Here is a 21,535-nt window from a genome sequence, read left to right on the forward strand (position 1 = left end):
GTGTCGACGGACTGTCAACGGCCCCGCCGAAGCTCCGAGGCATGAAGAACACCACGGTCCTCATCTCCGGCGCGGGCATCGGTGGCCCCGCCCTGGCCCACTGGCTGCACCGGCTCGGCTGCACGGTCACGGTCGTGGAGAAGGCGTCCGCGCCGCGCCCCGGCGGGCAGGCCGTCGACTTCAAGGGCCCCACCCACGAGCGGGTGCTGACGCTGATGGGCCTGCTCGACGACATCAAGGCCCGGCAGACCGGGGGCATCGACCAGACCATCGTGGACGGTGCCGGCCGCCGGCTCGCGGTGCTGCCCGGCGAGTTCACCGGCGGCGCGATCGAGATCCGGCGCGGTGACCTGGCGGCCCTGCTGCACGAGCGGACCACCGACGCCTGCGAGTACGTGTTCGGCGACGCGGTCACCTCGCTCACCGAGACCCCCGACGGCGTGCACGTCACCTTCGAACAGGCCGCGCCTCGGACGTTCGACCTGGTCGTGGGCGCGGACGGGATCCATTCGGCGGTGCGGCGGCTGGCGTTCGGCCCGGAACGCGACCACGTGCGGCACCTGGGCCACTACTACGCGTTGGTGGACCTGGGTGATCTCGGTGACGAGGCGCTGATGTACAACGAGCCCGGCCGGATGGTCGCGGTCGGCGGTTCGAAGGCGCCGGCGTTCTTCGTGTTCGCCGCCGACGAGCTGACCTACGACAGGTACGACGTGGCCGCGCAGCGGGAGATCCTGCGCGAGCACTACCGGGGTGGCGGGTGGCGGCTGCCCGAGCTGATGGCCTCTATCGGTGACGCCACGTCCGTGTACGTCGACGCGATCTGCCGGGTGGAGACCACGACCTACGCCAAGGGCCGGGTGGCGTTGCTCGGCGACGCCGGGTACGGCAACACGCTCGGTGGGTTCGGCAGCGGCCTGGCGATCGTCGGCGCGTACGTGCTCGCGGGCGAACTCGCGGCGGCGGACGGCGACCACCGGGTGGCGTTCGCCCGGTACGAGGAGCGGCTGCGCGGCCTGACCAAGGTCACCCGCAAGGCCAACGCCGGGCCGTTCCTGGCGCCCGGCACCGCGTTCCGGATCCGGATGCGCAACGGGATGTTCAACTCGCGGCTGATGATGCGGGTGATGCTGAGGATGAGCGACCGGATGGCCACCGACCCCGGCCTCCCGCCCTACCCGCTGCCGGTCCGGGCCTGAACCGCCCGGCGGTTACGCTTCGGCCGGCGGGTCGAGCCGGGATTCGAGGAGGACGTGGTGGCGCTGGTCGAGGTGGAACTGCCCGACCCCCGGCGGATGCGGGGGCGGTGGGCGGCGTTCGCCGCGGTGTGCGCGGCGCGCGGGTGGGGCGACAACTGCCACGCCGACGGGCCGGTCTGGCACTACGACGACGGCGGCGGCAACTGGGCGGACCTGCACCTGATCGGGGACCGGGCGGTGCTGCTCGGCCACGACCACGAGTACTCCGAGACCTACTACGCGACCTCCGCCCAGTACTTCGAGGAGCCCGAGACCGACCTGCTGGCGGGCGCGCCGCAGTGGTGGGCGGGCCCGGTCCGCACGACCCTGGCCACCGGCGCGTGGGTCGGTTTCGTGTACGGCTTCGAGGACGGCGGCTGGCTGCGTGCCCCGTACGACCTGGACGACGGGTTCGACTCGGTCAACCTGCCCGCCGCCGACGACCTGCGCTGCCGCGAGCTGATCGTGGAGTTCACCCGGGACGCGCCGGACGGCGTGGCCGACCCGGCGGCGGTGGCCGCGCTGGTCGCGGCCGACGCGGACGTCACCGAGGAGCAGGTGGCGGCCGTGGTGGGGCGCAGCTGGGACGTGGCAGCGGGCACGGCCGCCGCGCGCCGGTTCCGCGCCTAGGCACTGCCTGCACGCGCGTTCGGCGTGGCTGGCGGCCAGGCCGCGGAACCTGAGCCGGTTGGAACAAGGCTCGACCACGTTGCGACGCTTGTAGGTTCGGTGTCGGAGGCCGGTGGTCGCCTCGTGCGAGTACGTCTCGTCCGCGATCACCGCCTCGGGCCGGACACGCGGGTGGTCCCGACCCGACGAGGATTCCGTCGAGCGGTGACGACCCGCTCGTGGGCCGCCGGGCGGTGCCGTCCACAGTGGACCTGTCGGTGAGCCTGGCAGGGAGAGTCAAGGTTCCGCGTTCCTCCCCACCTACCGTCCTTCGTACCCGGTGGAGGGGAGGAGGACGATGCTGGACACGCTGCACACGCTGGAAGTGGTGCGCCGCCGCGGGTTCGTGTCCCGGTGGGTGCTCGGCGCGGTGTTGGTCGCCGTGGTGGGCTGGCTGGCGTACACGGTCGCGGTGAGCCCCAATCTCGAATGGACGGTGATCGGGCAGTACTTCCTCTCGACGCCGGTGATGGAGGGCGTCGGCGTCACGTTGGTGCTGACCTTCGCCACGCTCGGCATCGGGCTGGTGCTGGGCGCGGCGCTGGCGCTGATGATGCAGTCGCGCAACCCGGTGCTCTCGGCCGCCGCGTCGGGGTACGTGTGGTTCTTCCGCGGTGTGCCGCTGGTCGTCCAGATCGTGTTCTGGTTCAACCTGTCGCTGCTGTTCCCCACGGTCGGGTTCGCGCCGACCAACCAGGTGATCACGCCGTTCCTGGCCGCGCTGCTGGGCCTGGGCCTGCACGAGGCGGCCTACCTGGCGGAGATCATCCGCGGCGGGTTCCTCGCGGTGCCGCGCGGCCAGGTGGACGCGGCGCTGACCATCGGCATGACCCGGGCGGCGGCGACCAGGACGATCGTGCTGCCGCAGTCGATCCGGGTGATCCTGCCCGCGCTGGGCAACCAGTTCATCCTGATCCTCAAGGGCACGTCGCTGGTCTCGGTGATCGGCGGCGGCGACCTGATGACCCGCGCGCAGCAGATCTACGGGCAGAACTACCAGGTGATCGCGCTGCTGCTGGTGGCGACCGGCTGGTACCTCGTGCTGGTCACGGTCGCGAGCGTCGGCCAGCGCTTCCTCGAGCGTTGGGCGGTGTCGTAGATGGCGGGCGGGCTGCGCATCCGGGGTATCCGGAAGTCGTTCGGGGACGTGGTGGTGCTGCGCGGCGTGGACCTCGACGTCGCTCCCGGCGAGGTGGTCTGCGTGCTCGGGCCCTCGGGCAGCGGCAAGAGCACGCTGCTGCGCTGCGTGAACCACCTGGAGCCGGTGGACGCCGGGTTCGTGCAGGTGGACGACGAGCTGGTGGGCTACGAGCACCGGGACGGCCGGCTCTACGAGAGCGCCGAGCGCGACATCGCGCGCACCCGGCGCCGGATGGGCATGGTGTTCCAGCAGTTCCACCTGTTCAGCCACCTCACGGCGGTGCGGAACGTGACGCTGGGCCCGGTCAAGGTGCTGGGCCGCGACCCGCGCGAGGCCGAGCGGGAGGCGCGTGAGCTGCTGGCCAGGGTCGGCCTGGCCGCGCACGCCGACAAGCTGCCCGCGCAGCTCTCCGGCGGCCAGCAGCAACGGGTGGCGATCGCCCGCGCGATGGCCATGAAGCCCTCGGTGATGCTGTTCGACGAGCCGACCAGCGCGCTGGACCCGGAACTGGTCGGCGAGGTGCTGACGGTGATGCGCGACTTGGCGTCGCAGGGCATGACCATGGTCGTCGTCACGCACGAGATCGGGTTCGCGCACGAGGTCGCGGACACCGTGGTGTTCATGGACGACGGCGTGGTGGTCGAGTCGGGGCCCGCCGCGCAGGTGCTGCTGTCCCCGCGATCGGAGCGGACGGCGGCATTCCTGGCGCACGTCCGACACCACCCCAGGAAGGAACACGACCATGCCTAGACTCCTGCTGGCCGCCGTCGCGGCGCTCGGACTGCTCGCCGCGTGCGGCGACCCCGGTGCGACGACGCGGCAACCGCAGTCCGACGCGCCGCTACCGGCCGAGGACCGGGCGTTGCACGACATGCTTCCGCAACGCCTCAAGGACTCGGGCGTGCTGAAGGTCGGCACGACGCTGCCGAACCTGCCCTACCTGCTCACCGATTCGAACAACAACATCACCGGCGGCATCACGCCCGAGGTGGGTCGGGCCGTGGCGGCGAAGCTCGGGCTGCGCTACGAGATCGAGAACATCGCGTGGGAGGCGCTGCTGCCCGGTGTCACGGCCGGCCGGTTCGACATGGCCGACGACGGCCTGTCCGACACCGAGGAACGCCAGCGCGTCGGCCTGTTCGTGGACTACATGCGGTCGGCCAGCGTGCTGGTGACCGCGAAGTCCAACGAGGGCAAGTACAAGTCGGTGGAGGACTCCTGCGGCAAGCGGGTCGCGACCATCCGGGGCACCACCGACGTGCAGCACGCCGAGGAGATCTCGCAGGACTGCCAGAAGAAGGGCAAGGGCGCCGTCGAGGTGACCCAGTACCCGACCGCACAGGACGCCGACCTCGCGTTGCGCTCCGGGCAGGCCGATTTCCAGGTCGCGGTGACCGAGCAGGCCAAGTACGCGATCAAGGAGCAGAACGCGCCGATCGCGATCGTGTCCGCCGACTTCGCCCCGACCTACGTGGGAATGTACCTGCGCAAGGACGACAAGCAGCTCGGTGACGCGCTGCTGGCCGCGTTGAAGGCGCTCAAGGCGGACGGGTCGCTGGACCGGATCATCGGCAACTACGGGCTCGAGCCGTTGCCCGAGCCGGGCCTGAACCTGGCCACGTCGGGCCGCTGAATGGCGCGGTCGGGGCAACCGCTGCCGCTGCACGAGATCGAGGTCCCGGTGCCGTCCGGCCTGTCGCCGTTCGCCATCGGGACCTTCGACGAGATCGGGGCCTACACCCGGGCCCGGTTCCCGCACCGGCACGACTTCTACGAGATCCTGTACCTGACCGGCGGCGAGGGCCTGCACGTCGTGGACTTCGAGCCGTACCCGATCGTGCCCAACGCGCTGTACTTCCTCGCGCCCGGCCAGGTGCACTTCTGGAAGGACACCGAGCAGGTCGCCGGCCGGGTGCTGGTGTTCGCCGAGGAGTTCCTGCTGGACCTGCCGGGCGTGCCGCCGCCGTTCCTGGGCGGCAGCCCCGAGCTGCGGCTGACCGGCGACCACAGAGGACTGGTCGAGGGCATCCTGGCCGACATGGCGCACGAGTACCGCGTGCGCGGGTCCGGCTATGCCACGATGCTCCAGTCGTACCTGCACATCCTGCTGGTGCGCACGCAACGGCTGCGCCAGGTGCGCCCCGAGGCCCCGGTGTCGTCGCTGGCGTGGCAGTTCATCCGGCTGGTGGACAAGCACGTGCTCACCGAGCGCTCGGTCACCGCCTACGCCGAGCGGGTGGGCGTGACCGCGGGCCACCTGACCGACCTGGTGCGCGCCGCCACCGGCAAGACGCCCGGCGCGGTGATCCGGGCCGCGCTGGCGCTGGAGGCCAAGCGGCTGCTGGCCCGCACCGAGCTCAGCGCCGCCCAGGTGGCGCACCGGCTGGCGTTCGAGGACGCCTCGTACTTCGGTCGGTTCTTCAAGCGCGAGACCGGGACGAGCCCGGGGGACTTTCGCCGGGAAGTCCGAGAAAAGTACCAGTTCGCCCGAGAGCGTTGACTGTCCGCCCGGCGCCGCCGGTTCGTACCTTCGGAGAGCACCGACACCGAAGGAGTTCGTCACATGCCAGGCAGACCCGAGAAGCACCCGGTCCGGCGCGCCCCGGCGGGCGGCTTCCCCCGGCACTCGCGCGCGTCGTGAGCGACCCCGTGCTGCTGCGCCGGGTCAAGGCGTTCATCGACGCCCGGCTGGCCGACCCGGAGCTCACCCCGGAGCAGGTCGCGGTGGCCAACCACGTGTCGACCCGCCAGCTCTACCGGCTGTTCGAGACCGAGGGCACGACGGTGGCCCGGTGGATCCGCGACCGGCGGCTGGAGCGGTGCCGGCGCGACCTGATCGCCGACGGCGTCGGGGTCGGCGTCGGCGTGGTCGGCGCGCGCTGGGGGATGCCGGATTCCTCTTACTTCAGCCGGGTCTTCCGGCAGACCTACGGCTGCCCGCCCCGGGAGTACCGGCGCGCGGCGGGCGTCGGCTGAGTCCGCCCGGCGCGTGAGGATCTCCCGTGGCCGCGAGAAACGCGCGCTCTGTCGCCGAAATCCCGCCGTGCCGGACGATCGTAGGACCGGCACGAGCTCCGACGTGCCGGCGGAGTTGCTGCGCGCGGGTCGACGGACCCCTCGCGGGTGCGGGCAGTCACGGCCGGCTGCCCGACGGTCCGGTGCTGCTCTGCTCAGGGCCGCTCGCGTCACCCGGTCGAGTGGCGGCGGCGGAGGTGAAAGCACTGCTCCTGGGCCTGCCCGCTGCTTGAGTCCGTTCAGCGCGCATGCGCGGAATCGAAGGGTGGTACGACAAAAGGACAGCGCCGCCCGAAAGGTCCGCCGTGATCCGGAGTCTGCTCGCCGAGGACATGCACATGGTCCGGGGCGCACTCGTCGCCCTGCTCACCCTCGAACCCGATATCGAGGTGGTGGCCGAAGTCGCCTCCGGTGACGCCATCCTGCCCGCCGCGGGGGAGATCCACGAGCACCTGCCCGACTGCCGCACCCTCATCCTGACCAGCCTCAACCGGCCCGGCACGCTGCGCCGCGCGCTGGCTGCGAAGGTCGGCGGGTTCATCCTTGAGGACGCCCCGGCCGACCGGCTGGCCAACGCCGTGCGCGGGGTCGCGGCGGGCCGCCGGGTGGTCGACGCGGAACTCGCGCTGTCCGCCTGGGATCCCGCGGACTGCCCGCTGACCAGTCGGGAGATCGAGGTGCCGCGGCTGGCCGCGGCGGGCGCGAACCCGACCGAGATCGCGGCCCGGCTCTACCTGTCGGCGGGGACCGTGCGCGATTACCTCACCACGATCGTCACGAAGTTCCAGGCGCGCAATCGGGTGGACGCGATCCGCATCGCGAAGGAATCGGGCCGGCTCCAGCGGATTCCCGAAGTCGAATCGGCGGGGAAGCCGGTGTCCGGGGCCTCGCGGGGGCCGCCGGTCACCACCGGACTTCCCGGGTGTCCGCGATCACCGCGGTCAGCCGGGTGCGCCCGGCCGGCAGCGGCCGCACCACCAGGTCCACGCCCAGCTCGGCCCGCCGGGCGCGCAGGCGGGGCCCGGCGTCCAGCCCGTCGTGCCGGTCGGTGACCGAGACGACCGCGCCCGCGTCCCGCCGCTGCACGCTGACCTGGCACCGGTAGTCCACGTCCTCGGGCAGCCGCGCCGCCCGGTGGTGCACGATCGCCGCCAGCACGCCGCGCACCGGCAGCGGCAGCTCGCCCAGGTCCCGCTCGACCCCGGCCACCACCTCGGTGGATCAGCCGCCGGATCAGCTCGCTGTTCATGGTGATCGCGGACAGGCTCAGCCCGAGCAGGTCGTGCAGGTCGCGGGCGAACCGCAGCCGCTCCTCGGTGAGCACCAGCCCGACCAGCTCGTCCCGGGTCTGGCGCACCTCCGCCGCCAGCCGCGACAACGTGCCCAGCGCGAACACCACCAGCCCGTTGACGAAGGTGGCCACCACGTTGAACACCACGTCGAGGTGGTCGCGGGCGAGCACCTCCTGCGCCACGCCGACGCTGACCACCACCCCGGTGAACGTCGTCCACGCCGCCCACGGCCGCAGCACCGGCAGCGCCGACCCGGCCAGGAACCCGGGCAGGCTCACCCACGCCGCGCCGAGCACCGGCAGCGGCAGGTACACCAGCGCCGCCTGCACCAGCAGCGCGGTCCGGCTCAGCGGGGCCGGGCGCGCGGGTCGGCCCGGTTGAAGTACCCGAGCTGTACGGCCGGCAGCCCGGCCGCGCCGCCGATGCCGATGGCCAGCAGCACCGGGTCGCTGGTCAGGTAGAGCAGGTGCACAGCCGCCGCGGCGAAGAACCCGACCAGCACGGCTCCGGCCGTCCGCCTGTTCGGCGTGCCGAACCATGTTTTCCTCACATCCCGGGCAGATGTTCTTCAGACCGCGACACGTGGCTCCCGCACTGTCGGCGGGCCACCGGCTCTGGGAACGTGGACGGGTGGACTCGGCGCGCCGCCGTGCGCGCGGTCGGCGTCGAGGCCCCGGTCCCCACCGGGCACAACCGCACGAGGCGGCCCCGCGGCCGCCGCTGAGAGAGGCTCGTGAGCATGAGCGAAAGCACCACCACCCTGCTCGGCACGGCGTCGCGCGCGCGGCGCGCGGCGACCGTCGAGCGGGTGCTGCCCGGATCCCCGGAGGCCGCCTGGGCGGCGTTGACCGAACCGGTGCTGATCGCGTCCTGGTTCGGCCCGGTGCTCTCCGGCGAGCCCGCCCCGGGCGGTGCGTACGTGCTGGCCTGCCTGGGGGACGCGGGCGACAGCAGCACGTGCCGGGTCCGCGAGTGGCGGGAGCCGGGGGTGCTGGAGGTGGCCTGGCGCTACCAGGACGAGACCGCCGACTCGGTGCTGCGCTGGGAGCTCGCGGCGGCCGAGGGCGGCACCCGGCCGCGGGTGCGGCACAGCGACCTGCCCGCCGAGGTCGACCCGGCGGACTACGCGGCGGGCCGGCACATGTACACCGACTGGCTGGACGTGCTGCTGGCCGGCGGGCTGCCGCGGCGCGATTCGGGCCGCCGCCGGCAGCAGTTGCGCCCGCACTACGCCGCCGCCGCCGAATGACCGACCGGGAGGACGGACGATGAACAGCACCGAAACAGCGGTCCGCGCGGGCGACGCCGCCGTGCGGGTCCCGGAGATCCTGCACTCCACCCTGGTCCGCGCCGCGCCCTCGGTCGTGTTCGAGCTGCTCAGCAGCGGCGCGGCCTGGGACCGGTGGTTCACCGACGGCTCGACCTTCGACCCGGCCGTCGGCAGCCACGTGCACCTGGTCTGGAAGGGCTGGACCGACGACGGCTCGGACGTGACCGACGAGGGCGAGGTGGTGGCCTGCGAGCCGGGTGAGAAGTTCGCCTTCACCTGGGGATCGCCGCCGTCGCTGGTCACCTTCACCACCGCGCCGCACGTGCACGGCACGTGGTTGCAGGTGGTGGAGACGGGCCTGCCGCAGAGCGAGACCGGCCTGCGCCGGTTCGCCGAGTGCTCCACCGGCTGGGGCGAGGCGCTCACCCTGGTGCGCTGCTACGCCGAGTACGGCATCCGGCTGTCCACTTAGGACTCCCGGCGTCGACCGCACTGCCCCCGCCCGGCCGCCGGGCGGGGGCAGTGCGCTATGGCGGTGGCTGGAACACCGCCGGCGACCGTGCTGCCGCTCAACTCTCGGTCAACTCGCCCACCACCGGGTTTCCTTGGTGCGGCGGTCTTCCCGGTCTGCGGGCACGAAGCTCTCTCGTTGACCCTGACTATCGAACTGATAGCTACTTGAGGAGTAGCGGCAGGGTCCGAGCTCAGGAGGCTGCCATGTTCCGACGGGTAACCGCGCTCGCCGCGGCCGCTGCGCTGGTCGTCACGGTGCCGGCCGGGCCGGCGGCGACCGGCGCCAGGGGAGCGGGTGGTGGCCGAGGGGCTGGACACCCCGCACGGCCTGACCTGGGACCCCTACCGGGGCCGGGTGCTGGTCACCGAGGCCGGTCGGGGCGGGCCCGCGCCGTGCGCGCCGGGCGTCGGCGACTACCCGGCGTGCTTCGGCCGGACCGGCGCGATCACCGCCTACTCGCCGCGCACCGGCCGGTCGACCCGGATCGCCGACCGGCTCCCGTCGGTGATCAACGAGTTCTCCGTGCTGGGCCTGCACGACGTGGCCGTGGACCGCGACCGGGTCCTGGTCGTGTTCGGGCTCGGTGGCCGACTGTCCACCCGGGACGGTCTGGGCCCCGCCGCCCGCGGCCTGGCGCAGACCGGCGTGATCACGGACTCGGGCCGGTGCCCGGCGGGGTGCTGGTCGCCGAGGCCGGCGGCAACGACGTCCTGCACGTCGGCGACGACGGCGAGGTCCGGATGGTCGCCCCGCTGCCCGACCAGGTGGTCGACGGCGCGACCGTCGAGTCGGTGCCCAGCGCGATCACCCGCGGCCCGGACGGCGCGTTCTACGTCAGCGAGTACAGCGGCGAGCCGACCCGGATCGGCGCGGCGCGGGTCTGGCGGCTGGTCCCCGGCCGCGCGCCGATCGTGGTGGCGACCGGTTTCACCGGCATCATCGACCTGGCCTTCGACCACCGGGGCCGGATGCTGGTGCTGGAGATCGCCGAGAAGGGCTTCGACAGCCCGGACCGCACCGGCCGGCTGATCCGGGTCGGGCGCGACGGCACCCGGACCACCCTGGCCCGGGAGGGCCTGGAACACCCCGGCGGCGTGGCGGTGACGCCCGCGGGCGACATCTGCGTCACCAACCGCACCTCGGGCATGGGCGACAACTCCGGCCGGCTGCTGGAGATCACCACCAGGGACTGACCCCTCGCCGCCGCGGCTCCCCCAGCACGACACCGAGCGTGCTGGGGGAGCGGCGGCCAGGCGGCGGGGTCGGGCACGTCACGGCGGGTCGGCGGCCAGCACCCCGGTCATGAAGTCGACCAGCCAGGACTGCGCCGGGCTGCGGGCGTGCGCGTGCCGGGCGTAGATCGAGACCTGGGCCGGTTCGATGTCGAACGGCAGGTCCAGCAGCCGGACCCGGTGGGTGCCGGCGAACGCCCGCGCCACCAGCCGGGGGACCATCGCCACCAGGTCGTCGTCCTGCACCAGGTACGGCAGGGACGTGAACCGGGTCGTCTCCACGACCACCCGGTGGCGCAGGCCGTGCGCCTCCAGCGCCCGGCGCGGCCCCTCGTGCCCGGTCGGGCCGTAGACGGTGACGTGCCGCTCGGCGGCCAGTTCCGGCAGCGTCGCCCGCTCGCCCCGCAGGCGCGGGTGCGCCGCCGCGACCATCGCCACGTACCCCTCCGCGAACAGCGGGATCCGGGCCACCCGGGGCGTGCTGAACAGGGGGGAGGCGATGAACGCGTCCACCTCGCCCCGGCCCACCAGGTCCGGCGCGTTGACCACGTCCAGCGGCCGGACGGTGAGCACCACGCCCGGCGCCCGCGCCGGCAGCGCGGCCAGCAGGCGGGGGAGCAGGGCGACCTCGCCCAGGTCGGACAGCGCCAGGGTGAACGCGGCGTGCGCGGTGCCCGGGTCGAACGGCCACGCGCCGCTGACCGCCTCCTCGATGCCCGCCAGCGCCGCGTGCAGCGGTTCGTACAGGGAGCGGGCCGTCGCGGTCGGGACCAGCCCGCCCTTGGCCCGCCGGAACAGCTCGTCGCTGAACCGGCGGCGCAGCTTCTGGAGGCTGTAGCTGATCGTCGGCTGCGTGACGTGCAGCGCCTCGGCGGTCGCGGTGACGCTGCGCGTCTCGTAGAGCAGCACGAACGTGCGCACCAGGTTCAGGTCGAAGTCACGCAACTATCGATCCCATCGATGTCATCGTCGCAGAACATCTATTGGAACACGGTCCGATCGGTTCTTAAGGTCTGGGTCACCCCGGGGCGCGCCGAGCCCCGTGACCGAGGAGGACCCCTTGCCGACCGTCCGCCGGATCGTCCACGACTTCCTCGAACGCCGCGGCCTGACCACCATCTTCGGCAACCCGGGCTCCAACGAGCTGCCGTTCCTGGCCGACCTGCCGCCGTCCTTCCGCTACGTGCTGGGCCTGCACGAGGGCGTCGTGGTCGGCATGGCGGACGGCTACGCGCAGGCCACCGGCCGTCCGGTGCTGGTCAACCTGCACGCCGCCGCGGGCTCCGGCAACGCGATGGGCGCGCTCACCAACGCCGTCTACTCCCGCTCGCCGCTGGTGCTCACCGCCGGCCAGCAGGTCCGGTCGGCGATCGGGTTGGAGGCGATGCTGGCCAACGTCGACGCGCCCCAGCTGATGCGCCCGCTGGTGGCCTGGTCCGGCGAGCCCGCCGCCGCCTCGGACGTCCCGCGCTCGGTCGCGCAGGCGGTCTTCGAGGCGGAGCTGCACCGCCGCCCCACCTACCTGTCGGTGCCCTACGACGACTGGGACCAGGAGCTGGACGACAACGCGGCGGTCACCCTGGACCGGACCGTGCGGCGCGGCTCGCTGCCCTCGGAGTACCAGGTGGCCGAGCTGGTGGCGCGGGTCGAGGCGGCCCGCAACCCGGCGCTCGTGCTGGGCGGCGAGATCGACGCGGCGGGCCTGTTCGACCGGGTCGTGGCGCTGGCCGAGCACCGGTCGCTGCCCACGTGGGTCGCGCCGTCGCCGTACCGGCTGCCGTTCCCCAACCGGCACGAGCTGTTCCGGGGCGTGCTGCCCGCCGGCATCGCCGCCGTGTCCGACGCCCTCGCCGGGCACGACCTGATCCTGGTGCTCGGGGCCCCGGTGTTCCGCTACCACCAGCACGTGCCGGGCCCGTACCTGCCGGCCGGCAGCCGGTTGGTGCAGGTCACCGACGACCCCGGCGCGGCGGCCCGCGCGCCGATGGGGGAGGCGCTGGTCGCCGACCCGGGCGCGGTGGTCGAGGCGCTGCTGGCCCGCACCGCCCCGCGGCCGACCGCGCGGGCGTTCGTGCCCAACCCCGAACCGGCGACCGCGCCGAGCGCCCTGCACCCGGAGCAGGTGTTCGCGGCGCTGCGCGAGACCCAGCCCGAGGACACCGTCTACGTCGTGGAGTCCACCTCGACGAACTCGGCGTGGTGGCGGCAGATGGACCTGCGGGAAGGCGGCTCGTACTTCTTCCCGGCCTCCGGCGGGCTCGGGTTCGGCCTGCCCGCCGCGGTGGGCATGGCGATGGGCCGCCCGGACCGGCCGGTGGTGGCGGTGGTCGGCGACGGCTCCGCGAACTACGGCATCACCGCGCTGTGGACCGCCGCCCAGTACGGCCTGCCGATCACGTTCGTCATCCTGCGCAACGGCACGTACGGCGCGTTGCGCTGGTTCGGCGAGCTGCTCGGCGTGCCGGACGTGCCCGGCACCGAGATCCCCGGCCTCGACTTCGCCCGCATCGCCGAGGGCTACGGCGTGCCCGCCACCACGGTCACCGACGTCGACGAGCTGCGCGCGCAGCTCAAGTCGTCCGGTCTGCGGCTGATCCAGGTGGACACGTTCCCGACCTCCCCGGAATGACCGGCTGACCTGCCAGCCGGTGGAAGGAGCACGGCAATGACGACGTCTCCGACCCGTTCGGAGCCTCCAGTGCGCTCGACGTGGACAGCGGTGTTCTGCTGGCTGACCGTCCTGCTGGAGGGCTACGACCTGGTGGCCTTCGCGGCCACCATCCCGACCCTGCTCAAGTCCGGGCACCTCGGGTTCACCCCGGCCGGCGCGACGCTGGTGGCGACCGTGTCGCTGGTCGGCGTCGCGATCGGCGCGGCCGGGCTGAGCCCGCTGACCGACCGGTTCGGCCGCCGCCGGCTGCTGATCGGCTCGGTCCTGCTGTTCTCGCTGTTCACGCTCGTGATCCCCCTGTCCACGAGCGTGGCGATGTTCGCGGTGCTGCGGTTCCTGGCGGGACTGGGTCTGGGCGCGTGCATGCCGATCGCGCTGACCGTGATGGCGGAGAACCTCCCGGCCCGCCGCCGGGCGAGCGCCAGCACCGTGACGATGACCGGCTACCACGTCGGCGCGGTGCTGATGTCGGTGCTGGCCCTGGCCGCCGGCGACGACTGGCACCTGCTGTTCTACGGCGGCGGGGTCGCGGGCCTGCTGGTGGTGCCGCTGATGTGGTGGCGGCTGCCGGAGTCCGCCGCGTTCCTGGCCGCCCGCGACAAGCCCGACCGGCTCTCGCCGCGCGACCTGCTCGGCCCGAGGTACCGGCGGACCAGCATCGCGGTCTGGGTGGGCTCGTTCATGGGCCTGCTGCTGGTCTACGGCCTCAACACCTGGCTGCCGCAGCTCATGCGCACGGCCGGCTACCCGATCTCGACCGCGATCACCCTGCTGCTGGTGCTCAACGTCGGCGCGGTGCTCGGCCTGCTGGCCGCGGGGCTGATCGCCGACCGGTACGGGATCAAGCCGATCGCGGTGATCTGGTTCGGCGCGGCGGCGGTGCTGCTCGCGGCGCTCACCCTGCGCGTGGACAGCGCCCTGCTGCTCAACCTGGTGGTGCTGCTGACCGGCGTGTTCGTGTTCTCCGCGCAGGTGCTGATCTACGGGTACGTGTCGCAGGCGTTCCCGGCGGAGGCCCGGGGCACCGCGTTGGGCTTCACCTCGGCGGTGGGCCGGATCGGGTCGATCCTGGGCCCGTTCGTGACCGGGGCGCTGGTCACGGCCGGCGTCGCCGACCCGTGGGGGTTCTGGTTCTTCGCGGTGGTGGCGGTGCTCGGGCTGACCTCGGTGCTCGCGCTGGCCCGCGACCCGTCCCCGGCCACCCCGGCCGTGCCTCGTCGGTGAACCGGCCGGCGTACTCGTCGGTCGGCGGGATCCCGGTGATCACGCCGACCGGCGCCCGGACGGCCGGTACCTGTTCCGGCACGTGCTCGCGGGCGTCCAGGCGCGGGCCGGGGAGCGGGTCGCGCACGCCGCCGACGCCGAGGCCGACGCCGAGCTGCGGCAGATCGTGCTGGTAAGACCGTGCCGGCCGTGCTCGGCCGGCACGACTGGCGCGCGCTCGACGAGGGTCCTCCGCCCGGCACCGCTGCCACCCTGGCCGCGCTCACGCCCACGATCGAATCGCCGCGCGGCTGACCGTCCGACGAACGGACGGGCCTGTCCGGATGTCCGTATTGCGCCGCAGGCACGTTTCGGGCCGTCCGGGGAGCCGGTAGCGTGCGGAGACGCCGCCGCATAGCGCGACCTCCTCCCTGTTTAGGAGCGCACATGCGAATCGCCAAGATCTTCGGCACGGCCGCGGCCGTCGCCGCCCTGGTCGGAGCGGGGCTCGCCGCACCGTCCTCGGCCGCGCCCGCCACCCTGGCCGCACCGCCCCAGATCCCGGCCGACGCCGTCCAGGTCCACCTCCAGCAGTTCCAGTCCATCGGGACCGCCAACGGCGGCAACCGGGCGCACGGCCGGCCCGGCTACCGGGCGTCGGCGGACTACGTGAAGGGCAAGCTGGACGCGGCCGGGTTCACCACCACCCTGCAGTCCTTCACGCACAACGGGGCCACCGGCTGGAACGTGATCGCCGACTGGCCGCAGGGCGACGCCAACCAGGTCGTCTTCCTCGGCGCCCACCTCGACTCGGTCGCCGCCGGGCCGGGCCTCAACGACAACGCCTCCGGCTCGGCCGCCGTGCTGGAGACCGCCCTCACCCTGGCCCGCACCAAGCCCACCGTGCAGAAGCGGTTGCGCTTCGGCTGGTGGGGCGCGGAGGAGCTCGGGCTCATCGGCTCGAAGTACTACGCCTCCCGGCTGCCCGCCGCCGAGCGCACCCGGATCAAGACCTACCTGAACTTCGACATGGTCGGTGCGAAGAACACCACCACGTGGGGCGTCTACACCGACAACGCCGCCCTGCGCCAGCAGTTCGACGCGCACTTCCGGGCCAAGGGCATCCCGACCCGCGGGGTGAACATCGCCGGGCGCAGCGACCACGCGTCGTTCGCCGGGATCGGCGTCCCCGTCTCGGGCATCACCAGCGGCAACGACCCGTGCTACCACCAGCGCTGCGACACCATCACCAACGTGACCGCGGGCGTCGTGGCGACCGGCGCCACCGCCGCCGCGGACCTGGCCTGGAACCTGGCCGGAGCCGCCCGGCGGTGACCGACCCGTCGTGGCCGGGGCCCCGCTCCGGCCACGACGCCGCGCCCGGACCCGGAGGTGGCGCGGTCGCCGACCGCGCGGTTACCGTGCGAAGGTGATCATCTGGCTCAACGGCGGGTTCGCGGCGGGCAAGACGACGCTGGCCCGGGAACTGCACCGGCGGCTGCCGGGCTCGCTCGTGTACGACCCCGAGGACGTCGGCATCATGCTGTGGAAGTGGATGCCGCCCAACGACGACTTCCAGGACCTGCCGAGCTGGCGGGAACTGGTCGTCGCCACGGCGCTGTCGCTGCGCAGGCACCACGCGGACCCGCTCATCGTGCCGATGTCGCTGGTCCGCGACGCCTACCGGGCGGAGATCCTCGGCGGCCTGGCCGACGCGGGCGAGGACGTCCTGCACGTCTTCCTGGAGGCGGACGCCGACGTGCTGCGCGAGCGGCTCGCCACCCGCCCGCCGCTCCCCGCCGACCCGGCGTCCGGCCAGTCGGCGCTCGACTGGGCCCTGAGCCGGCTGGACCCGGCCGCCGCCGACCGTCAACCGGACGGGACGGTCGTGCTGCGCTCGGACCGGCTCACCCCGGCCGAACTGGCCGACGAGGTGCTGGCCGCCTTCGAGTCGGCGGGTTCGCGGTAGGGGTCGCCGGCCAAGGCGGCTGGCGAGCGGTCCGGACGGCCACGCGCGGACCGCGCGAGCAGGGTCGGCTACGGCAGGCGCGGCTCGTGCAGCCACGCGTGGAAGAACGGCTCCAGCGGCGCGACGCTGTGCCACTGCGCCAGCGCCACGAAGTCGGCCGTCGTCGCGGTGGCGTGCCGGTGGTTGCGGCTCCAGTCGCGCAGCACGGTGAAGAACGCCTGGTCGCCCAGCCGGGTGCGCAGCGCGTGCAACGTGAGCGCGCCGCGCTTGTACACCCGGTCGTCGAACAGGTTCGCCACGCCCGGGTCGCCGATCCGCAGGTCTTGCGGCAGCCGGGCGAGCCGGGCGTGCGCGCGTTCGGCGTGCACGGCCGCCGAGGGACCGCCGGAGTTCTCCGACCACAGCCACTCCGCGTAGCAGGCGAACCCCTCGTTGAGCCAGATGTCCTTCCAGTCCGCCAGGCCGACGCTGTTGCCGAACCACTGGTGCGCCAGCTCGTGCGCGACGAGCCGCTCGAACCCGCGCCGCCCGTCGACGTGGTTCGCGCCGAACACCGACAGGCCCTGCGCCTCGATCGGCACCTCCAGCTCGTCGTCGGTCACCACCACGTGGTACTCGCGGAACGGGTACGGCCCGAACAGCTCCTCGAACAACGCCACCATCTGCGGCTGGCGGCCGAAGTCGTGCGCCGCCGCCCGCCGCAGCCGCGCGGGCACCAGGACGTGCTGGCCCAGCGCCAGCGGCAGCCGCTCGTACTGGCCGATCTGCACCGACGCCAGGTAGGCCGCCATCGGCTCGGCCTGCTCGTACACCCACGTCGTGGTGCTGCTGCCGGTGCGGCCGTCGACCAGCACGCCGTTGGCCACCGCCGTGTACGGCGACGCGGTGGTCACCGAGATCCGGTAGGTCGCCTTGTCCCGCACCAGGTCGTTGCACGGGAACCAGGACGGCGCGCCGATCGGCTGGCCGGCCACCAGCGCGCCGTCGGCCAGCTGCTCCCAGCCCAGGTCGCCCCAGTGCCGGGTGCGGACCGGCTGCGGCAGGCCCGAGTAGCGCACCTCGACCACGCTGCGCCCACGGCCCCGGTGCCGCAGCCGCAGCTTGCCGTCGCCGTGGGTGTAGCGCGCGGGCTTGCCGTCCACCAGGACCTTGCCGATGGCGAACCGGCCGAGGTCCAGCGTGATCGGGCCCTCAGTGTGCACCCACAGCCGGGCGCGCCCGGCCAGCCGCCCGGTCAGCGGCTTGTAGTCCAGCTCCAGGTCGTAGTGCTCGACCCGGCAGGCCGGGTCCCCGTGCTGCGCGAGCGGACCGGTCATCGCCACGCGGAGATCGGGTTGCCCAGCCACCGGCTGCCCGCCGGCACCTCCTCGCCGCGCATCACCAGCGAGGCGGGCCCCACCGTCGTGTGCGCGCCGACCGTCGCGCCGGGCAGCACGATCCCGTGCGGTCCGAGCGTCGAGCCCGCCGCCAACGTCACCTGGTCCATGCGCAGGATCCGATCATGGAACAGGTGGGTCTGCACCACGCACCCCCGGTTCACCGTCGCGCCGTCGCCCAACCGGACCAGGTCGGCCTCCGGGAACCAGTACGACTCGACCCACGCGCCGCGCCCGATCCGGGCGCCCAGCGCCCGCAGCCACAGCGGCATCAGCGGCGACCCGCCGGCCGAGCCGACCAGCCACGGCACGGCCAGGACCTCGACGAAGGTGTCCGCGAGCTCGTTGCGCCAGACGAACGCGCTCCACAGCGGGTACTCCCGCCGCCGGAACCGCCCGATCAGCAGCCACTTGGCCACCAGCGCCACCGCGCCCGCGGTCAGCCCGGCGGCCAGCAGCACCACGCCGGCCAGCAGCGGCGCGAACGCGCCCAGCTCGCGCAGCGCGAACAGCACCAGCACGACCAGTGCCACGTGGCACATCACCGGCACGACCCGGCACAGCTCGACCAGCGCCCGCGCCACGACCAGCCGCTTGGGCGGGTCGAACGTGCGGCTCTGGTCGCCGTCGGCGACCGCGCGCGGCAGCTTCATCGGCGGCATCCCGAGGTAGGAGCTGCCCGCCTTGGCCCGCTTCGGGGTGGCCGAGAGCACGCCGACCAGGCCCCGGTTGGGCACCGAGCGGCCGGGCGCGGTCATCCCGGAGTTGCCCAGGAACGCCCGCTTGCCGACCCGCGCCTCGGCGATCCGCAGCCAGCCGCCGCCCAGCTCGTAGGAGCCGACCATGGTGTCGTCGGCGAGGAACGCGCCGTCGCCGATTCGGGTCATCTTCGGCAGCGCCAGCACGGTCGAGGCCTCCACGCCCCGGCCGACCCGCATGCCGAGCAGCCGCAGCCACACCGGCGTGAACAGGCTGGCGTACAACGGGAACAGCGCCACCCGGGCCATGTTCATCAGCCGCTCGGTGGTCCACGCCTGCCACGCGACCCGGCTGTGCACCGGGTACACGCCCGCCCGCAGCCCGATCCCGAGCAGCCGCACGGACACCAGCACGAGCAGCGCGTACGCGCCCAGCCACGCCACCGTCGCCAGTGGCACGGCGATCAGCGCGGAGCCCAACGTCAGCGGGCCCTGCGCGAACGGGCCGCGCACCACCAGCAGCAGCGCGGGCAGCGCGGCCACGGCGGGCAGCAGGCCCAGCGCGAAGGTCGTCGCGCCGTAGACGTTCTTCCACCACAGCGAGCGCGGCGGGCGGGTGCGCAGCCGGGACGCCTTGCCGGAGCGCTGCGCGGGCACCCCGGACCAGCGCTGGCCGGTCGGCACCGAGCCGGCCACGCCGGAACCGGGCGCGACCTCGGCCCGCTTGCCGATCCGGGCGCCGGGGAACAGCGTGCTGCGCGCGCCGACCGTGGCCCCCGCGCCGACCCGGATGCGGCCGATCCGCACCAGGTCGCCGTCCACCCACGTGCCGGACAGGTCGACCTCGGGTTCGATCGCGCTGCCCCGGCCGAGCTTGAGCAGCCCGGTGACCGGCGGCATCGAGTGCAGGTCGACGTCCGGACCGATCTTGGCGCCCAGCGCGCGGGCGTAGTGCGTGATCCAGGAGCCGGCCAGGTTCGTCGCGCCGGTGTGCTCGGCGAGCTTCTCGGCGGTCCACAGCCGCAGGTGCACGCCCCCGCCGCGCGGGTACGCGCCCGGCTTGACGCCGCGCAGCAGCAGGCGCGCGCCGCCGGCCGCGAGGGCGACCTTGCCGGGCGGGCTGATGAACAGCAGCCACCCGGCCGCGACCAGCCACCAGGAGACCGACAGCAGGCCGAGCACGTTGCCGATCGCGGCGAGCGCGACCGTCCACCGCAGACCGGCGACGGTCATCAGCGGCACGGTCAGCAGCGCCTGCACGAGCGTCGCGCGGCGCGGTGTCGGCGTGACCTCGCGGACCGGAGCTTCGTGCGCGGCCAGCTCGTCGAGCCGCACGGCGAACGCGCGCAGCGTCGGGTGCTGGTAGACGTCGCTGACCGAGACCTCGGCGTACTTGGTGCGCACCAACGACATCAGCTGCGCGGCGGCCAGGCTGCCGCCGCCGCTGGCGAAGAAGTCCGCGTCGGAGCGGGAGACCCGCGAGCCGATCACCTCGGCCCACTGCTCGGCCAGCCACGCCTCGGTGCCCTGCAGGTGGCTCTCCGCCTCGGTGTCGAGCGCGGGCAGCGGCCACGGCAGGGCGTTGCGGTCGACCTTGCCGGAGGTCCGGGTCGGCAGCGTGTCGACCACGGCGATCAGCGGCACCAGGGCGGCGGGCAGCGCGGCCCGCAGCCGGGACACCGCGTCGGCGTGGTCGAAGTCGTCGCCGGCGACCAGGTAGCCGACCAGGATCTGGTTGCCGCCCTTGGTGGTCCGCACGGCCGCCGCCGCGCCGGCCACGCCGGGCAGGGCCTGTAGCGCCGCGTCGACCTCGCCCAGCTCGATCCGCCGGCCGCCGAGCTTGATCTGCTCGTCGGCGCGGCCCAGGAACAGCAGGCCCTCGGGCTCGGCCTTGACCAGGTCGCCGCTGCGGTAGGCGCGGGTCCAGCCCAGCGCCTCCAGCGGGGCGAACTTCTCGGCGTCCTTGGCCGGGTCGAGGTAGCGGGCCAGGCCGACGCCGCCGATCACCAGCTCGCCGGTGCCGCCCATCGGCACCACCCGGCCCTCGCCGTCGACCACGGCCAGTTCCCAGCCGTCCAGCGGGAGCCCGATGCGCACCGGGCCGACGCCGGTCAGCGGCGCGGCGCAGGCGACCACCGTGGCCTCGGTGGGGCCGTAGGTGTTCCACACCTCGCGGCCGTCGACGGCGAGCCGCTCGGCCAGTTCCGGCGGGCACGCCTCGCCGCCGAAGATCAGCAGCCGCACGTCGTCGAGCGCCTCGACCGGCCACAGCGCGGCCAGCGTAGGCACCGTGGACACGACGGTGATCTCCTGCTCCACCAGCCACGGCCCGAGGTCCATGCCGGTGCGCACCAGCGAGCGCGGGGCGGGCACCAGGCACGCGCCGTTGCGCCACGCCAGCCACATCTCCTCGCAGGACGCGTCGAACGCGACGGACAGGCCCGCGAGCACGCGGTCGTCCGGGCTGATCGGGTCGTCGGCGAGGAACAGGCGCGCCTCGGCGTCGACGAACGCGGCGGCCGAGCGGTGCGAGACCGCGACGCCCTTGGGCCTGCCGGTCGAGCCGGAGGTGAAGATGATCCAGGCGTCGTCGTCCGGGCCGGGGGTGCCGACCATGCCCAGCGGGGTGGAACGCGGCACGATCGTGCGGCCCTCGGTCAGCACCGCGCAGGCGTCGGCCTCGCCGAACACGAGGTCGGCGCGCTCGTCCGGGTCTTCGGCGTCGACCGGCACGTAGGCCGCGCCGGCGGCGAGCACCGCGAGGATCGAGACGTAGAGGTCGACCGTGCCGGACGGGACGCGGATGCCGACCCGGTCGCCGACGCCGATGCCGCGGCCCGCGAGTTCGCGGCGCGTGCCGTCGACCTCGGCCAGGAGTTCGCGGTAGGTCAGGCAAACCGTGCCGTCGTCGATCGCGGGCGCGTCCGGGTGGCGGCGCGCGGTGTCGGCGACGACGTCGAGCAGGGTGCGCTCCGGCGTGGCGGCGCGGGCGCGGAACAGCGCGGGTGCGAGGGTGGAGTCGGGGGCAATGGTCACCGGCGGGCACCGGGTGAAGGCTGGCGCACTTTCGTCCTCCGAAAGGTGGGGGAGCTGCTCCGCTTTCGGTGCTACACCGGCCAAGCAGCCTCGGCGATCGCGTGCCGCGAAATCGCCGAAGTGCCACTTTACCTGGGGTTCCGTGCTGTGCCGTGTGATCGACACGCGAAGTGGGAGGACTCACAGGGGGTAACGCGGTTGACTTCCGAAC

20 protein-coding genes and 2 pseudogenes are annotated in these 21,535 nt (G+C 73.6%); 16 read left to right on the forward strand and 6 right to left on the reverse strand.

The features are described from left to right. The first annotated feature begins 41 nt into the window (after positions 1-41). The 8 genes and pseudogenes from BN6_RS17990 to BN6_RS43860 form a co-directional block, all read left to right on the forward strand. Positions 42-1,199: an FAD-dependent monooxygenase gene (locus tag BN6_RS17990; RefSeq protein WP_015101119.1), complete on the forward strand. Its 1,158-nt coding sequence runs from the start codon at positions 42-44 to the stop codon at positions 1,197-1,199. 57 nt (positions 1,200-1,256) lie between these two features. Continuing rightward, positions 1,257-1,868, forward strand: a complete 612-nt coding sequence (locus BN6_RS17995) for a hypothetical protein (RefSeq protein WP_015101120.1) — start codon at positions 1,257-1,259, stop codon at positions 1,866-1,868. Between the two features lie 337 nt (positions 1,869-2,205). Beyond that, the gene (locus tag BN6_RS18000) at positions 2,206-3,006 is read left to right on the forward strand and encodes an amino acid ABC transporter permease (protein WP_015101121.1); all 801 of its coding nucleotides are present in this window, start codon (positions 2,206-2,208) and stop codon (positions 3,004-3,006) included. Next, a complete protein-coding gene (locus BN6_RS18005) occupies positions 3,007-3,798 on the forward strand; it encodes an amino acid ABC transporter ATP-binding protein (protein ID WP_015101122.1) in 792 nt (263 codons plus the stop codon). Beyond that, positions 3,791-4,681, forward strand: coding sequence for a transporter substrate-binding domain-containing protein (locus tag BN6_RS18010; protein ID WP_015101123.1), 891 nt, complete (start codon positions 3,791-3,793; stop codon positions 4,679-4,681). Before BN6_RS18005 ends, BN6_RS18010 begins: the two co-directional genes overlap by 8 nt. Beyond that, positions 4,682-5,548, forward strand: a complete 867-nt coding sequence (locus tag BN6_RS18015) for a helix-turn-helix domain-containing protein (RefSeq protein ID WP_015101124.1) — start codon at positions 4,682-4,684, stop codon at positions 5,546-5,548. It abuts the gene before it with no gap. Positions 5,549-5,685: 137 nt separating this feature from the next. Further along, positions 5,686-6,024, forward strand: coding sequence for a helix-turn-helix domain-containing protein (locus BN6_RS18020; protein WP_158509403.1), 339 nt, complete (start codon positions 5,686-5,688; stop codon positions 6,022-6,024). A gap of 287 nt (positions 6,025-6,311) precedes the next feature. Further along, positions 6,312-6,902 (forward strand): annotated as a pseudogene (locus BN6_RS43860) (response regulator transcription factor); the annotation flags it as partial. 64 nt (positions 6,903-6,966) lie between these two features. On the opposite strand, the gene BN6_RS48850 reads toward BN6_RS43860, so the two are convergent. Beyond that, positions 6,967-7,272 carry a hypothetical protein gene (locus BN6_RS48850; RefSeq protein WP_231905496.1) on the reverse strand — a complete coding sequence of 102 codons (306 nt, stop codon included), beginning with the start codon at positions 7,270-7,272 and terminating at the stop codon, positions 6,967-6,969. 13 nt (positions 7,273-7,285) lie between these two features. Beyond that, a pseudogene (locus tag BN6_RS50040) lies at positions 7,286-7,462 on the reverse strand (histidine kinase); the annotation flags it as partial. Here BN6_RS50040 and BN6_RS47420 point away from each other — a divergent pair. Then, positions 7,380-7,736, forward strand: a complete 357-nt coding sequence (locus BN6_RS47420) for a hypothetical protein (RefSeq protein WP_173430476.1) — start codon at positions 7,380-7,382, stop codon at positions 7,734-7,736. The pseudogene BN6_RS50040 and the gene BN6_RS47420 overlap by 83 nt on opposite strands. Here BN6_RS47420 and BN6_RS45760 read toward each other — a convergent pair. Next, a complete protein-coding gene (locus BN6_RS45760; RefSeq protein ID WP_148302915.1) occupies positions 7,702-7,905 on the reverse strand; it encodes a hypothetical protein in 204 nt (67 codons plus the stop codon). The genes BN6_RS47420 and BN6_RS45760 overlap by 35 nt on opposite strands. A gap of 189 nt (positions 7,906-8,094) precedes the next feature. On the opposite strand from BN6_RS45760, the gene BN6_RS18035 reads away from it, so the two are divergent. The 3 genes from BN6_RS18035 (at position 8,095) to BN6_RS46755 (ending at position 10,332) form a co-directional block, all read left to right on the forward strand. Beyond that, the gene (locus tag BN6_RS18035; protein WP_015101128.1) at positions 8,095-8,604 is read left to right on the forward strand and encodes an SRPBCC domain-containing protein; all 510 of its coding nucleotides are present in this window, start codon (positions 8,095-8,097) and stop codon (positions 8,602-8,604) included. A 19-nt stretch (positions 8,605-8,623) separates the two neighbouring features. After that, a complete protein-coding gene (locus tag BN6_RS18040) occupies positions 8,624-9,097 on the forward strand; it encodes an SRPBCC family protein (protein WP_015101129.1) in 474 nt (157 codons plus the stop codon). Positions 9,098-9,804: 707 nt separating this feature from the next. After that, positions 9,805-10,332 carry a ScyD/ScyE family protein gene (locus BN6_RS46755; protein ID WP_041313135.1) on the forward strand — a complete coding sequence of 176 codons (528 nt, stop codon included), beginning with the start codon at positions 9,805-9,807 and terminating at the stop codon, positions 10,330-10,332. Positions 10,333-10,410: 78 nt separating this feature from the next. Here the strand turns inward: BN6_RS46755 and BN6_RS18050 are convergent, their stop codons facing one another. Further along, positions 10,411-11,316 carry a LysR family transcriptional regulator gene (locus BN6_RS18050; RefSeq protein WP_015101131.1) on the reverse strand — a complete coding sequence of 302 codons (906 nt, stop codon included), beginning with the start codon at positions 11,314-11,316 and terminating at the stop codon, positions 10,411-10,413. A gap of 115 nt (positions 11,317-11,431) precedes the next feature. Here BN6_RS18050 and mdlC point away from each other — a divergent pair, with 115 nt between their 5' ends. The 4 genes from mdlC (at position 11,432) to BN6_RS18070 (ending at position 16,214) form a co-directional block, all read left to right on the forward strand. After that, positions 11,432-13,000, forward strand: coding sequence for a benzoylformate decarboxylase (gene mdlC / locus BN6_RS18055; protein ID WP_015101132.1), 1,569 nt, complete (start codon positions 11,432-11,434; stop codon positions 12,998-13,000). A 36-nt stretch (positions 13,001-13,036) separates the two neighbouring features. After that, positions 13,037-14,266, forward strand: coding sequence for an MFS transporter (locus BN6_RS18060; RefSeq protein ID WP_015101133.1), 1,230 nt, complete (start codon positions 13,037-13,039; stop codon positions 14,264-14,266). Between the two features lie 426 nt (positions 14,267-14,692). Continuing rightward, complete coding sequence (locus tag BN6_RS18065; RefSeq protein ID WP_051075631.1) at positions 14,693-15,580, forward strand: M28 family peptidase; 888 nt, start codon at positions 14,693-14,695, stop codon at positions 15,578-15,580. A gap of 94 nt (positions 15,581-15,674) precedes the next feature. Next, positions 15,675-16,214, forward strand: a complete 540-nt coding sequence (locus tag BN6_RS18070) for an AAA family ATPase (RefSeq protein ID WP_041313138.1) — start codon at positions 15,675-15,677, stop codon at positions 16,212-16,214. A 68-nt stretch (positions 16,215-16,282) separates the two neighbouring features. Here BN6_RS18070 and BN6_RS18075 read toward each other — a convergent pair whose 3' ends face one another. Both BN6_RS18075 and BN6_RS18080 read right to left on the reverse strand, forming a co-directional pair. Next, positions 16,283-17,530, reverse strand: coding sequence for a M1 family metallopeptidase (locus BN6_RS18075; RefSeq protein ID WP_015101136.1), 1,248 nt, complete (start codon positions 17,528-17,530; stop codon positions 16,283-16,285). Next, positions 17,527-21,324 carry a Pls/PosA family non-ribosomal peptide synthetase gene (locus BN6_RS18080; RefSeq protein WP_085983507.1) on the reverse strand — a complete coding sequence of 1,266 codons (3,798 nt, stop codon included), beginning with the start codon at positions 21,322-21,324 and terminating at the stop codon, positions 17,527-17,529. The genes BN6_RS18075 and BN6_RS18080 overlap by 4 nt, the downstream gene beginning before the upstream one ends. Between the last annotated feature and the right edge of the window lie 211 nt (positions 21,325-21,535).

The organism is Saccharothrix espanaensis DSM 44229, assembly GCF_000328705.1.
GTDB lineage: Bacteria > Actinomycetota > Actinomycetes > Mycobacteriales > Pseudonocardiaceae > Actinosynnema > Actinosynnema espanaense.